The 13,564-nt window shown below is 65.0% G+C and carries 12 protein-coding genes, 1 tRNA gene and 1 pseudogene; 12 read left to right on the top strand and 2 right to left on the bottom strand.

Translation table 11 applies throughout. The annotated features are described in order from the left end of the window. Positions 1–3 precede the first annotated feature (3 nt). On the bottom strand, positions 4–2,763 hold the full coding sequence (locus LZ686_RS07715) for a hypothetical protein (RefSeq protein ID WP_349547427.1): 2,760 nt from the start codon (positions 2,761–2,763) through the stop codon (positions 4–6). Between the two features lie 273 nt (positions 2,764–3,036). Here LZ686_RS07715 and LZ686_RS07710 point away from each other — a divergent pair, with 273 nt between their 5' ends. From LZ686_RS07710 to LZ686_RS07700, 3 genes and pseudogenes are all read left to right on the top strand, one after another. Further along, complete coding sequence (locus LZ686_RS07710) at positions 3,037–3,285, top strand: hypothetical protein (protein ID WP_349547426.1); 249 nt, start codon at positions 3,037–3,039, stop codon at positions 3,283–3,285. Between the two features lie 170 nt (positions 3,286–3,455). After that, positions 3,456–3,626: a hypothetical protein gene (locus LZ686_RS07705; RefSeq protein WP_217844894.1), complete on the top strand. Its 171-nt coding sequence runs from the start codon at positions 3,456–3,458 to the stop codon at positions 3,624–3,626. 1,159 nt (positions 3,627–4,785) lie between these two features. Further along, a pseudogene (locus LZ686_RS07700) lies at positions 4,786–5,232 on the top strand (transposase); the annotation flags it as partial. 327 nt (positions 5,233–5,559) lie between these two features. On the opposite strand, the gene LZ686_RS07695 reads toward LZ686_RS07700, so the two are convergent. Then, positions 5,560–5,636, bottom strand: a tRNA-Arg gene (locus LZ686_RS07695). Positions 5,637–5,746: 110 nt separating this feature from the next. Here LZ686_RS07695 and LZ686_RS07690 point away from each other — a divergent pair. From LZ686_RS07690 to LZ686_RS07650, 9 genes are all read left to right on the top strand, one after another. After that, positions 5,747–6,772: a LacI family DNA-binding transcriptional regulator gene (locus tag LZ686_RS07690; RefSeq protein ID WP_045981069.1), complete on the top strand. Its 1,026-nt coding sequence runs from the start codon at positions 5,747–5,749 to the stop codon at positions 6,770–6,772. Between the two features lie 44 nt (positions 6,773–6,816). Continuing rightward, positions 6,817–7,626 (top strand): S49 family peptidase, encoded by an 810-nt coding sequence (locus tag LZ686_RS07685; protein ID WP_349547425.1) that lies wholly within the window; start codon positions 6,817–6,819, stop codon positions 7,624–7,626. Positions 7,627–7,731: 105 nt separating this feature from the next. Next, positions 7,732–8,664: a calcium/sodium antiporter gene (locus LZ686_RS07680; RefSeq protein WP_045981070.1), complete on the top strand. Its 933-nt coding sequence runs from the start codon at positions 7,732–7,734 to the stop codon at positions 8,662–8,664. Further along, positions 8,661–9,440 (top strand): SDR family oxidoreductase, encoded by a 780-nt coding sequence (locus tag LZ686_RS07675; RefSeq protein WP_349547424.1) that lies wholly within the window; start codon positions 8,661–8,663, stop codon positions 9,438–9,440. The genes LZ686_RS07680 and LZ686_RS07675 overlap by 4 nt, the downstream gene beginning before the upstream one ends. Positions 9,441–9,740: 300 nt before the next feature. Further along, positions 9,741–11,591, top strand: coding sequence for an excinuclease ABC subunit UvrC (gene uvrC, locus LZ686_RS07670; RefSeq protein WP_349547423.1), 1,851 nt, complete (start codon positions 9,741–9,743; stop codon positions 11,589–11,591). A gap of 74 nt (positions 11,592–11,665) precedes the next feature. Beyond that, on the top strand, positions 11,666–12,298 hold the full coding sequence (gene pgsA / locus LZ686_RS07665; RefSeq protein WP_045981072.1) for a CDP-diacylglycerol--glycerol-3-phosphate 3-phosphatidyltransferase: 633 nt from the start codon (positions 11,666–11,668) through the stop codon (positions 12,296–12,298). Beyond that, the gene (gene moaD, locus LZ686_RS07660; RefSeq protein WP_349547422.1) at positions 12,288–12,539 is read left to right on the top strand and encodes a molybdopterin converting factor subunit 1; all 252 of its coding nucleotides are present in this window, start codon (positions 12,288–12,290) and stop codon (positions 12,537–12,539) included. The genes pgsA and moaD overlap by 11 nt, the downstream gene beginning before the upstream one ends. Then, entirely contained in the window at positions 12,539–12,973 is a 435-nt protein-coding gene (locus LZ686_RS07655) for a molybdenum cofactor biosynthesis protein MoaE (RefSeq protein ID WP_045981074.1), read from the top strand. Before moaD ends, LZ686_RS07655 begins: the two co-directional genes overlap by 1 nt. A 40-nt stretch (positions 12,974–13,013) precedes the next feature. Then, positions 13,014–13,520 (top strand): hypothetical protein, encoded by a 507-nt coding sequence (locus tag LZ686_RS07650; protein WP_295169400.1) that lies wholly within the window; start codon positions 13,014–13,016, stop codon positions 13,518–13,520. The last annotated feature ends 44 nt before the right edge of the window (positions 13,521–13,564 follow it).

Genomic DNA, 13,564 nt, shown 5'->3' with positions numbered 1-13,564 from the left:
CCGTCAGGGCATCGTGGGCAGCGCAAAGCCGTGGATGGTCATCCGGCTTTCGCGGGCATAGTCCTCGGTGGCCCAGCCGGCCCAGGCAGCATGACGTTCGATCGTCGTCAGCGTCGCCATTCTCGTCGTGAGGTCCCAGATGAAGCCGGACGCCATGTCGGCATGGCGCACCGTCTCGAACACCTTGCCGTCGATCGAGAACACGCAGCGGTCGGCGAACAGCTCGAACTCCAGGCGCTGCGGCACGCCCGGCTTGAACTCGCCCAGCGCCAGCGTGCGGCGGTCGGACGATGCGCGGCCACCCCCGGTGCGGGGCATGTGGACGGCCGGCGCCCAGCCGATCACACCGTTGCGCTTGACCAGTTCGAAATCAAGCTCCTTGCCGTTGTCCGCGTGGGTAAAGAAGGCATTGACGGCGCTGCTGGTGTGGCTGGTGACCACCGCGCCCCACTTGCCGATGGCGGCGGATGGGCGGTTCAGCTGCATCGCACCGTTCCGCCACTGGCCCCCCTCCATCGCTGCGCTGATCGAGACGGACTTGTCGGTGTTGTAGGTGACGCGGGCCGGCGTGCCCAGGCTGCCGCCCACGCCGTTGCCCCGGTCGCCCCCGGCCCAGTTCGGCAGGAAGATGTTGATGCCCCCCGCGCTGCTCCAGTCAAAGGACAGCGCGCGGTCGATGGTAAAGTCCTGCACGGCGCGATAGCCCGTAGGCAGCAGCGGCGCGACCGGCGCGGGCTGGACAGGTGCCGGCTGCACGGGTGCAGGCTGGACCGGCGCAGGAGCCGGGGTGACGGGCGCGGGTTGTGCTGGAGTCGGCGCGGGGGTCGGCGCGGGGGTAGGCGTCGGCGTGACCGGTGCGGGCGTGACCGGTGCCGGCTGAACGGGTGCGGGCGTCACGGCCGGCTGCGCAGCCAGATAGGCTTGCAGGTCCGTGGTCGTGGCCTGCAGGGCCGCCAAGACGTCGGTCAGTTTCTTGCGATCGCTCATGTTCGGTTCCTGGGGCGTCGGAGTCGGGGTGGGATTAGGCGTCGGGGTCGGCGTTGGCGTTGGAGTAGGAGTAGGAGTTGGCGTTGGTGTCGGCGTCGGGGTTGGAGTGGGTGTAGGCGCCGGGGTCGGCGTAGGAGTAGGAGTAGGAGTAGGAGTTGGCGTGGGTGTCGGTGTCGGTGCCGGAGTGGGAGTAGGAGTCGGAGTGGGCGTCGGGACCACCACTGGTTCCATCAGCGCCGCGACCGCGGTCCAGGCCGGGTTGCGGTCGCCCAGCCAGCGCTGCAGGCCGTGGCAGACATTCGCGTCCGGCAACCGGCATTCGACCGACATCGCCATCGGCCCGTCGAACCCTTGGGTCCGCAGCGCGGCGATGGTGGCGGCATAGACCGCGCCCATCTGCGCACTGACCGAGAACGCATGCAGGAACGCCCGCGTGGCGGTGGTGCCTCCGACGCCGTTCAGATGGTTGCCGACCTCGTAGGCGCCCAGCTCCATGCCATACTTCGTCGCCTCGGTGCGGTAATGGCGCCACTTGGGGGTCAGCGCCCTGACGGTACGATCGGCCGCCCAGTTCGCGCCCGTCAGCATCTGGTCGCGCATCCGGTCGAATGCCGCGCTTTGCGACAGGGTCGTGCGCCAGCCGTCGATCTGGGCCACGCGCGCGCCATAGGCCATGCCGCCGTCAACCTGGGCATGCACGGTCAGCATGTCGATCACCGAATGCGGCGCGACATAGGTCGGCAGCCCCCGTGTCCCGCTGCGGTCCCGCCACAGCGGGGCGACCAGGATGTCGGCCTCGCCGCCGACCCAATCGGCCTGGTGCTGGACCACGGTGTGCAGCCGGGTGTCGTTGCCCCAGACCGCGCGCCAGGCCTGCGCCATCTGGGTGGCGCGCATGCCGTACCAGTTGCGGAACTCGGACCCCGTGGCGGTGCCAAAGGCCAGGCGGCCCTGCTCGGCGCAGTAATGCGCCTGGGGCGTGCCAGAAAAGTCCCAGGTCTTGGTGCTGTATTCGACATAGACGTGCCGCGGCGCGGGCATCAGCGTCCGGATCAGCGTGGCACACTGGCGGAAATGATCATCGGTGGCCGCGGTCGGAAGGCACAGCCACATGTCCGCGCCGACCTGGTTGCACAGCGCGGCCATCCACTCGTAGGGCACGAAGCGGTGAAAGATCTCGTCGGTCGGCAGGGCGCGGCTGGCCCAGTTGGTGATCCGCAGACCACCCTGGTCCGCGCTGGTCAGGATGCCGACCCATTCGTCGAACCGCAGCGCGCCAAAGCCGCGCACCGTGTCCAGATACTGGCTGCGAAAGATCGCGCCGCGGTCGGCGTCGGGCCAGTCGTCCCGGTGGTTCAGGCGGATGTTGCGGATCTGCCCGCCGGCAGGGTCAATGGTCCGGACGATGATGTCGACCCAGCTGGACCCGTTCGCGGTGAAGTCGAAATAGATTTCGTTCGGCAGGGACCGGTTGATGTTCGTGCCGCCGATGACGTCGATCGTGCAAGTCCCCTGCCAGCGCAGGCGCCAGCGACCGGTCCCGCCGGCCTGGGCCGGCATGTTGTGGAAGACGCGGGTCCGGAAGCCCCCCGAGTTCGGCGGGATCGAGATCAGCCGCCCACCGGCAGTCATGTGCCCTGCGGCCACCAGTGCGTCCCATTGCAGGCCGCCCCGGTCCGACTGCCACGACCAGGCCTGCTTGAACGCGTTGACGAATGGGCGGGAGCTTTCGCTGTTGATGACCCCGAGGCGGGCCGCGATCTTTCCGGTCGGCATGGTGACGTCTCCGATCTGCGCTGTTTGCAGGGCCCGTTACACAGCCTTTGCGGTAATACTTCCTTAACCATGCGGGCGTTGCCTGTGCCGAGTCGCCGGCAACGGATCCGCAACGGTCAAGGGGAGGACTGGGCGCTGTACGGTCGCGCGTCGCGCCAGCCTCCGCACGGCCAAGCGAACGTTGCGGTACCTGCCGGGCGGATCGCGGACCCATTCCCGCCATCGCGCGTTCGGATGAGGGCTGCACATAAGCAGGCCGACAAGGAGTTAACGATGACCCATGCAACCCTGACCCTAGAAGACGGCCCCGAACTGTGGGGAGAGATCGTCGATACAGGTGGCGATTATATCCGGATCCGCACTACGACCGAGATGACGCAGGATCAGCTGGCACAATATGCCGAAGGTCTGATCGAGATCGACGGCAAGATGCAAAAGGTGATGCTGGAAAGCGCGATCCCGCTACCCGATGACGAGGAGATCATCGAGCTGACAATGCGCCGCTTCACGCCGTCGGCCTGACGGCGGAAGATGGGGCACCATTTCACCTAATGCGCAAGATGTCGCAGGGTCACAGATACCTTACTTGCCGGCATCCGTCGAAGCGTGGTGAATGCATTCCGTGCAAATTATTAATGATCGATCTTTTACACCCCGCCACGTGATTTGACGCAGCAACTGGAGAGATATCGTTGGCCCGACTGTTTACCGAGGATGAATTGCGCCTGATCGATGACGCGCTGTCGTCCTATCAGCACAACAGCGCCTATCGCACGGTCCGCGCAAAGGTTGCAGCACTTGTAGCGGAGGATCAGCGCGACCGAGTAGTCGTCATCCCCCTGCCCAAGGTCCGGCATCCTTGATCATGCTATGCCGGCGTACATCCAGCCCTGCTGAAATATATTGCGCTATATATTCACAAAGAACTTGTGTGTAGGGTAATTGCATGAGGGCAACAGAATGGACGGTTAGATCAAAAATAGCAATTTATAAATGGAATATAGAGCTAAATAAATTTTACAGTTTGTGTTTGTGGACTTATTTATAAAACGGGTATCCCCGACTTAAATATATTATTATAGAATTTTGATCATAACGGCTTTTTTGGTAACAAATTCCTGAATTAGTTACTGTTTTATTAAATAATGAATTATTATTATTAGCGCAATGTGTTTTTTTAAGTATCTCAACTGAAAAAGGCATGCTCACCTAATTGAACGGCGCAATGATAAACGCTGATTTGGCGCCGTTAATATATTTAAATATAATAATTTATGTATGGTTTTGGCATAGGTTATGTCGGTGCATGCTGTTCAAAGAATCCCTCAGCTTGATGGTAATGTGTGGCGCCATGTCGATCGTTAGACTTAAGCTTCCTCCTTGTCGCTGTGGATTGGAAATCAGGCTTTGCTTTCGCGCGTATACTGCATAAGAAAGATTTCTGTTTTATTTACTGTATCTTGAGCCGCGGTGAAATGTGCTGCTTCCGCCGGCTCTGCTACACAAATTCTGCAAGGGATTTATCTTATGAACCCAGCTTGGTAACTGGGCTACATGAGCAATCCGACACCCCCAGTTTACAGGACCAGGAACTGGCCGGCCTGCAATGAAGCGCCCAAGCGCCGTAGTTCGCTACGATCTGGTTCGACCCCGAGGTGAACCGGAATGCCGCGCCATCAGGCAAGTGTGACCGCCAATAGGTCTACGACGATACCGTCATCCATACTTGTCTGATGATGAAGGATCTGTTCGACATGGCATTACGGCAGATCGAGCCATCGAAACGACACTGGTCCGAGTGATCTTGGCGAGTGGCTTCTTCTAGAGCCTGTTGCATCTCATGGGTTCTAATTGAGCTATGCCGGAGTTCGGCACGCTATTGCGCAGCCAGAGGACGCTGGCCGTGAATAGCCCATATCGTGGCCCCAACGGCCCGCTACACCTGATGATCGATAGCACGGCGTCAAGGTCGAGGGTGAGGGCGAGTGGAACCCACGCAAGCATGGGGAGGATTACCGGTCCAAGCGGCGGGTCTGGCGCAAGGGATATCTTGAAATCAATGAGCAAACGCTGGAGGTTCGGGCCGTCGAGGTCACTTGGAGTCATACCGGTGATGCCCCGGTGCTGCCGGATCTGCTTAACCAGATCCCGGCGGACAAGGCCATCGGAAGCATCACTACAGATGGTGCTTTCGATACCCGTGAATGCCACAACGCCATCCCTGACCGCGGGGCGAATGCCGTCATCCCCCCTGCAAAAACGTTAAGCCGTGGAAGGCTGTTTCTTCGGGTACCGGACCCAGAAGCCAGGCCCGGCGAGCTTCGAAATACCTCAGCCGCGCGATCTGGCGAAACTGGACTAGATATTACCGGATATTACCGGCGACGCCGCATCGAGACCAAGATGCACTGCGCTAAATTGCTGGATCAATGCCTCATGGCACGGAACTTCGACCAACAGGGGTTGTGATAAAAATCCAATACAGTTGTTTATGTTGGTTCAGGCGAGAACGAGCAAAGTTCCAATCAAGCTGTTAACAGATCTCTTGTTCGTCCCTCTCGCCTAGTCGCACATCGACTTACTCAGACGCAACTGTCTACGGATCTGTTCCTATGATCTAAGCGCAATGAACGGTCTCCTTAGCTAGCCTTAGCTGAACCAGCTATATCCTTCACTGTCTGTAAGCGCTCGACCTTCAATCGGGCGCTTTTGTGATCGCCTTACCTTGCGCGAACTTTACCTGGCCCACGATCGCAACTGGCAAATCCAAGAGTCTATCTAACTAACTGGTGGTTATGGTGACCCCGACAGGACTCGAACCTGTAACCTGCCCCTTAGGAGGGGGCTGCTCTATCCAGTTGAGCCACGGGGCCTGCCGGGCATGCATACTCAAACCGGGGGGCGCTTGGCAAGCGGCGGCAGGGGCGGTTGTGGGCCGGTCTGTCCTTCGCTAACATCGGCCATCCACAGATCGGAACGCCCCATGCTGCCCATTCGACCGCGCCGCCCCCTGACCCTCAGAGACGTCTCCGAGGCGTCGGGCGTCTCGGAGATGACCGTCAGCCGGGTCCTGCGCAACCGGGGCGACGTGTCGGCGGCCACGCGTGAAAAGGTGCTGACCGCGGCCAAGACGCTCGGCTATGTTCCCAACAAGATCGCGGGCGGACTGGCCAGCCAGCGGGTCAACCTGGTCGCCGTGGTCATCCCGTCGCTGTCGAACCTGGTCTTTCCCGACGTGTTGGGCGGCATTTCGGCGGAACTGGACGATACTGGCCTGCAGCCGGTGATCGGTGTCACCAACTATTCCCCCGCGCGCGAGGAGATGGTGCTGTACGACATGCTGTCCTGGCGGCCCTCGGGCGTGATCCTGGCGGGGCTGGAGCACAGCAAGGCGGCGCGCGCGATGCTGCAGAACTCAGGCCTGCCGGTGGTCGAGATCATGGATGTCGACGGCGAGGGGATCGACACGCTGGTCGGCATCTCTCATATCCGCGCCGGGCGCGAGATGGCCGACCGTATCCTGGCGGCGGGCTATCGCCGCATCGGTTTCGTGGGCACCCACATGCCCGAGGATCACCGCGCCCGCAAACGCCTGCTGGGCTTCGAGGAGGGGCTGGCCGCCGCCGGCGTCCAGCTGGAGGCGCGCGAATACTATCAGGGCGGATCGTCCCTGCTGAAGGGGCGCGAGCTGACCGAGCGCATCCTGACGCGCGCGCCGGACCTGGATTTCCTGTATTTCTCGAACGACATGATCGGGGCAGGGGGGCTGCTGCACTGCATCGACCGCGGCTATGACGTGCCCGGCAGGCTGGGGCTGGCGGGGTTCAACGGGGTCGACCTGCTGGACGGGCTGCCGATGCGCCTGGCCACCACGGATGCGCGGCGCGTCGATGTCGGGCGGCGCGCGGCGCGGCTGGTGTCGGGCAAGGACGCGGCGCCCGACAACCGCATCATCGCGCTGACGCCGACCTTTCTGCCCGGCGACACGATCCGCGACATCCCCGCCTGACGTCCCGCCTTGTGGGCCGCCCCCGCGCGGCCTATCTGTGGGCGATGCGTATTCCCGTCGTCTCTCGCCTGCTGTCCCGCAAGCCCCGCGTCGCGGTCATCCGCCTGTCCGGCACCATCGGTGGTGCGGGGCGCGGCGGCGGCCTGAACGATGCGGCCCTTGCCCCCGTGATCGAACGCGCGTTCCGGCGCGGCAAGCCCCTGGCCGTGGCGTTGATCATCAATTCGCCGGGCGGGTCGCCCGTGCAGTCGTCGCTGATCGCGGCGCGCATCCGCAGGCTGGCGGATGAGACCGACATTCCCGTCCATGCCTTCGTCGAGGACGTGGCCGCATCGGGCGGCTATTGGCTGGCCTGCGCGGCCGACGACATCTGGGCGGACGAAAGCTCGATCCTGGGGTCGATCGGGGTGATCTCGGCCGGGTTCGGGTTCGACCAGCTGATCCAGCGATGGGGCATCGAACGCCGCGTTCATACGGCCGGCACGTCGAAATCGACGCTGGACCCGTTCCGCCCGCAGGATCCCGACGACGTGGCCCGCCTGCACGCGATCCTCGAACCGATCCACCAGGCGTTCAAGGACCATGTCCGCGCCCGTCGCGGCACCCGCCTGAACGCCGAACGCGACTTGTTTACCGGAGAGTTCTGGGCAGGGCTGGACTCCGTGCGCCTTGGGCTGGCCGACGGCATCGCTCATCCGGTCCCGCGGCTCAAGGCGCTGTATGGCGACAAGATCCGCTTAGAGGTGCACGGCATGCGCCGGCCGCTGCTGCGCCGCCTAGGCCTGTCCGCCGACCTTCTGATGGACGCGGCCGAGGATCGCGCCGCCTTCCAGCGGTTCGGCACCCGCGGATGATGCTGCGCATCGTCCTCCTGTTCCTGCTGGTCATGGTCGTCGTCGCCCTGCTGCGCGGACCGGGCCTGCGCCGTTTTCTGAAAAAATTCCTGGGGATCGACCATCGTGATCGTTGAACTGCTTCTGGTGCTGGGCGGACTGGCCCTTCTGGTTCTGGGGGGCGACCTGCTGGTCAAGGGCGCCGTCGGGCTGTCGCTGAAACTGGGCATGACGCCCTTGGTCGTGGGCCTGACCGTCGTGGCCTTCGGCACATCGGCGCCCGAGCTGCTGGTGTCGCTGTCGGCGGCGCTGAAGGGGTCCAGCGGCATTGCCATGGGCAATGTCGTTGGTTCGAACATCGCCAACGTGCTGGTGATCCTGGGCGTGACCGCGCTGGTGTCGGTGATCGTCACCAAGGGGCACGACCTGCGCGAAAGCTGGGGGATGATGATCGCGGCCTCGCTGCTGTTGATCGGCATCGCCCTGACCGGAGAGATCGGGCGCCTTGAGGGCGTGATCCTGCTGCTGGCGCTGGCCGCGGTCCTGTGGCGGCAACTGTCCACAGGCCGCGCCGAGGAGACGCAGGCCGACGGCGTGGACGGCGCGACCCTGGGCGCGGGCTGGGGGCGCATCGCGGTCTGGCTGGGCCTGGGCCTGGTGCTGCTGCCGGTCGGGGCGAACCTGCTGGTCAATGGCGCGACCGACATCGCCCGCGCCTTCGGCATCAGCGAGACCGTGATCGGGCTGACGCTGGTCGCGATCGGCACGTCGTTGCCGGAACTGGCGGCCTCGGTCGCATCCGCGCTGAAGGGTCGGGCGGACATGGCGCTTGGCAACGTGGTCGGCTCGAACATCTTCAACATCCTGGCCATCCTGGGGATCACCGCGGTCATCTCTCCGTTGCCCATCCCGCCCGAGATGCTGCGGCTGGATTTGTGGGTGATGCTGGGCGCGGCCCTGCTGCTGTTCCCGTTCCTGTTCCGCGGCATCAGCCTGACGCGGCCGGTGGGGGCGCTGTTCGTGGCGGGCTATGCCGCCTATGCCTGGGTGCTGCTGTGACGGGCGTCGCGCTGGTCACGGGGGCGGCCCGCCGCCTTGGCCGCGCGATGACGCTGGAACTGGCGCGGCGCGGCCATGACGTGGCGATCCACTATGCCGGCTCGGCCGACGATGCCGAGGGCACGGCCGCTGACGCACGCGCCCTGGGCGTGCGGGCGCAGACCTTCCAGGTCGACCTGCTGGACGCCGATGCGACCGCCGCGCTGGTCCCGGATGTCGCATCGGCGATGGGGCCGCTGACCGTGCTGGTCAACAACGCCTCGATCTTCGAATACGACACGATGCGCAGCGCGACGATGCAGGGTTGGGACCGGCACCTGGGGTCGAACCTTCGCGCGCCCTTCCAGCTGATGCAGGCCTTTGCCGCGCAATGCCCCAAGGCGCGCCCGGACGAGAACGGCGAACCTCAGGCCGCGGGCCTGGTGGTGAACATGGTCGATCAGCGGGTGCTGAAGCCCACGCCAGAGTTCATGACCTATTCCATTGCCAAGGCCGCGCTGTGGTCGCTGACGCGCACCGCGGCACAGGCCCTGGCAGCCGACATCCGCGTGAACGCCATCGGTCCTGGTCCGACCCTGCAGGGCGCCCGCCAGAGCGACCGCCATTTTGCCGCCCAGAGGGCTGCGACGGTGCTGGGCAGGGGGGCGGATGCCCAGGGGATCACCGACGCCCTGGGGTACTTCCTGGACGCGCGTGCGGTCACCGGACAGCTGATCTGCGTCGATGGCGGACAACATCTGGGGTGGCGCACGCCCGACGTCCTGGGGCCGGAATAGGCCCGATCCGGAACGATCGGATCATTTTGTCCACGGCACCCCGGCAGACCCCTGCAAGATGCGGATTCTGCAAGATTTTTCTGTCCACAACGGGCCTGAATAAAAATTATCAAGCAATAACAATGCCATTGCGATCTGCCTAAAATAAGGGCAACTTCACGGAACTGTAACGATTGCTGGCCCTGCGGGGTCATCCTCACAGCCCACCCACAGAATTATCCACAGATTCCGTGGAAAGCTTCCTTCTTGCCTTCGGTCCCCGGAACTTGCAGCGGGCCCGAGAATCACCAAGTTCACGTCATGACCCAGAAAACCGGCCACGCCCTCATCCAGGATTACCTTCGCACGCTGGACAGCAGTCCCGGCGTCTATCGCATGCTGGATGCCCAGCAGGCGGTTCTTTACGTGGGCAAGGCGCGCGACCTGCGGGCGCGGGTGTCGAACTATGCCCGGCCGTCGGGCCATTCGGGGCGCATCGCGCGGATGATCCGCGAGACGGCCTCGATGATGTTCCTGACCACGAACACCGAGACCGAGGCGCTGCTCCTGGAGCAGAACCTGATCAAGCAGCTCAAGCCGCGCTACAACGTGCTTCTGCGCGACGACAAGTCGTTCCCGAACATCCTGGTGGCCAAGTCCCACGACTATCCCCAGATCAAGAAGCACCGCGGCGCGAAGTCGGAAAAGGGCGACTATTACGGCCCCTTTGCCAGCGCGGGGGCGGTCAACCGCACGCTGACCCAGCTGCAGCGCGTGTTCCTGCTGAGGAACTGCACCGACAGCGTGTTCGAGAGCCGCACCCGCCCCTGCCTGCTGTTCCAGATCAAGCGGTGCAGCGCGCCCTGCGTGGGCCGCATCAGCGCGCCCGACTACAACGCGCTGGTCAATGACGCGGAACGGTTCCTGCAGGGCAAGACCACGACCATCCAGTCCGATCTGGCCGCTGAGATGGCCCGCGCGGCCGAGAACATGGAGTATGAGCGCGCGGCCGCCCTGCGTGACCGCATCAAGGCGCTGACCGCGGTGCAGTCGGTGCAGGCGATCAACCCCAAGGGCGTGGCCGAGGCCGACATCGTGGCCCTGCATATGGAGGGGGGGCAGGCCTGCGTGCAGGTCTTCTTCATCCGCGGCAATCAAAGCTGGGGCAACCGCGACTTCTATCCGCGCCTTGGCGGGGCCGAGAGCCCGGACGAGGTGATGCAGGCCTTTCTGATGCAGTTCTATGACAGCACCCCGCCGCCGCGCCAGATCCTGCTGTCCCACCCGCCCGAGGACCCGGACCTGACCGCCGAGATCCTGTCCGAACGCGCCCGCCGCAAGGTCGAGGTGGCCGTGCCCCTGCGCGGCGAGAAATCCGACCTGGTGACCAACGCGCTGCGCAATGCGCGCGAGAGCCTGGCGCGGCGCATGTCCGAAAGCGCGACCCAGCTGCGCCTGCTGGAGGGTCTGGCCGACGCGTTCGAGCTGCCCGCACCCCCGCGCCGGATCGAGGTCTATGACAACAGCCACATCATGGGCACCAACGCGGTCGGCGGCATGATCGTCGCGGGGGCCGAAGGCTGGATCAAGAACCAGTACCGCAAGTTCAACATCAAGGGCACCGAGATCACTCCCGGCGACGACTTCGGCATGATGAAGGAGGTGCTGACGCGCCGCTTCACCCGTCTGCTGAAGGACGATCCCGACCGCCAGACCGAGGCCTGGCCGGACCTGCTGCTGATCGACGGCGGCGCGGGGCAGGTTTCGGCCGTCCACGAGATCATGGCCGAACTGGGCGTCGAGGACATCCCGATGATCGGCGTCGCCAAGGGCCAGGACCGCGACCACGGCAAGGAGGAGTTCCACCGCCACGGCCAGCGCCCCTTCGCGCTGCGCATGAACGACCCGGTCCTGTACTTCGTCCAGCGCCTGCGCGACGAGGCGCACCGCTGGGCCATCGGCACCCATCGCGCCAAACGCGCGAAATCGCAGATGGCCAACCCCCTGGACGAGATCGCGGGCATCGGCGCGTCGCGCAAGCGCGCCCTGCTGCAGCATTTCGGCAGCGCCAAGGCCGTGGGCCGCGCCGGGCTGACCGATCTGCAAGCGGCGCCGGGCATTTCCGCGGCGATGGCGCAAAAGGTCTATGACCACTTCAACGCCAAGGGATGACAGGTCCGGATCACAGCTTCGCCAGCGGCGCGTTGGCCCTTTCCAACGCCCGCGGCAGGGACTAGCGTGCGGCCATGCGTTGGAACCTTCCGAATATCCTGACCCTTCTGCGTCTGCTGGCGGCCCCCGGGGTCCCGCTGATGTTTCTGTACTTCCACAGGCCCTGGGCCGACTGGGCGGCGCTGGCGCTGTTCATGGGCGCGGCGATCACCGACTGGATCGACGGCTATCTGGCCCGCGCCTGGAAACAGGAAAGCCGCTTTGGCGCCGCGATGGACCCGATCGCGGACAAGGCCATGGTGGTCATCGCGCTGGTGGTCATCACCGGGTATTCCGGGATGAACCCCTGGCTGATCCTGCCGGTGACGATCATCCTGTTCCGCGAGGTCTTCGTGTCCGGCCTGCGCGAATACCTGGGCGACAAGTCGCGCCTGCTGGCGGTGACCAAGCTGGCGAAATGGAAGACGACCCTGCAGATGGTCGCCATCTCGATCCTGTTCCTGGCCACGGGCCTGGCCTATGTCGAACACGGCCTGGCCCCCCGCGTGGGCGAGGTCGGGCTAATCTGGTCGGGCAGCTGGGCGGCGCTTGCCACCTATGCCGGCCTGACGCTGATCTGGATCGCCGCGGCGCTGACGGCCTGGACGGGCTGGGACTATTTCATCAAGGCGCTGCCCTATCTGAAGGATTCCCGTCGTGACGGTTGAGATCCTGTATTTCGCCTGGCTGCGCGAACGCATCGGCCACCCCCGCGAAACCGTGCAGACGGAGGCCGCGACCCCGCGCGCGCTGATCGCCGAACTGGTCGCACAGTCTGACGGGCATGCCGCGGCCTTTGGCGACATCGCGGCCCTGCGCTGCGCCGTGGACCAGCAGCTGACCGATCTGGACGCGCCCCTGGCCGGCGCCCGAGAGGTCGCGTTCTTCCCGCCGATGACGGGCGGCTGATGAGCGCCCGCGTCCAGTCCGACCCCTTCGATCTGGCGTCCGAACTTGCGGGCTTTGGCGCGGGGGCCGGGGCGGTCGTCACCTTCACCGGCATCGTGCGCGACGACGGCGGCCTGCTGGACGCGCTGGAGATCGAGCATTACCCCGGCATGACCGAACGCGCGCTGACCGATCACGGGCTGGCCGCCGCATCGCGCTTTGGGCTGGCCGACTGGCGCATCGTCCATCGCCACGGCCGCATCCCGGTGGGGGGACAGATCATGATGGTCGCCACCGCCGCCCGCCATCGCCGTGCGGCATTCGACGCGGCCGATTTCCTGATGGATTGGCTGAAATCCCGCGCCCCCTTCTGGAAGCGCGAGATCGCGCGCGACGGCACCACGGGCTGGGTCGCCGCCCGCCCCGAGGACGAGGACGCGCTGACCCGGTGGTGAACGTCTTCGTCATCCGAATACCCATGCCCGGCCGCCGCCCGTGATCCGGCCTGAGCTGCGCAACCTGCTGCGCACCCACTCCGAACTGCTGATCTTTGCGGCGCTGGCCTTGGCCGCGCTGTGGGTGGCGTTTTGGGGTGGCTGGTTCTTTGCGGTCCTGGGCGGGGCAGGGGCATTGGTTGCGGGCAGCCTGGCCCTGGGGGCGCTGCGCCGCACGCCGTTTCGTCGCCCCGTCGCCGCCCCCGGCGTGGTCGAGATCGTCGAGGGGGCGATCCGCTATTACGGCGCGACCGACATGGGCGGAGAGATCCCCCTGCGCGACCTGGTCGAGATCCGCCTGTTGCGGCTGGACGGTCATGCGCATTGGCGCCTGCGCAGCCAGTCGGGCGAGGCGTTGCTGATCCCCGCCGACGCGGCGGGGGCCGGGGCGCTGGCCGATGCCTTCACCGCGTTGCCCGGTCTGGACATGGGCGCGGTGTCGGCGGCACTGGCACAGGTGGCCCGACAGCAGGATGCGATGCGCACCGTTTGGCGGAGGCCGGGCTGAGGCGGCTTGACTTGGCCCGTCCGCGTTGCCACCTGTGACCGACC

Origin of the sequence: Paracoccus sp. NFXS7 (genome assembly GCF_040148865.1) — a bacterium.
Classification (GTDB): Bacteria; Pseudomonadota; Alphaproteobacteria; order Rhodobacterales; family Rhodobacteraceae; genus Paracoccus; species Paracoccus marcusii.
Note: the sequence above shows the minus strand (reverse complement) of the source record. Positions and strands in the feature narration are given on the sequence as shown.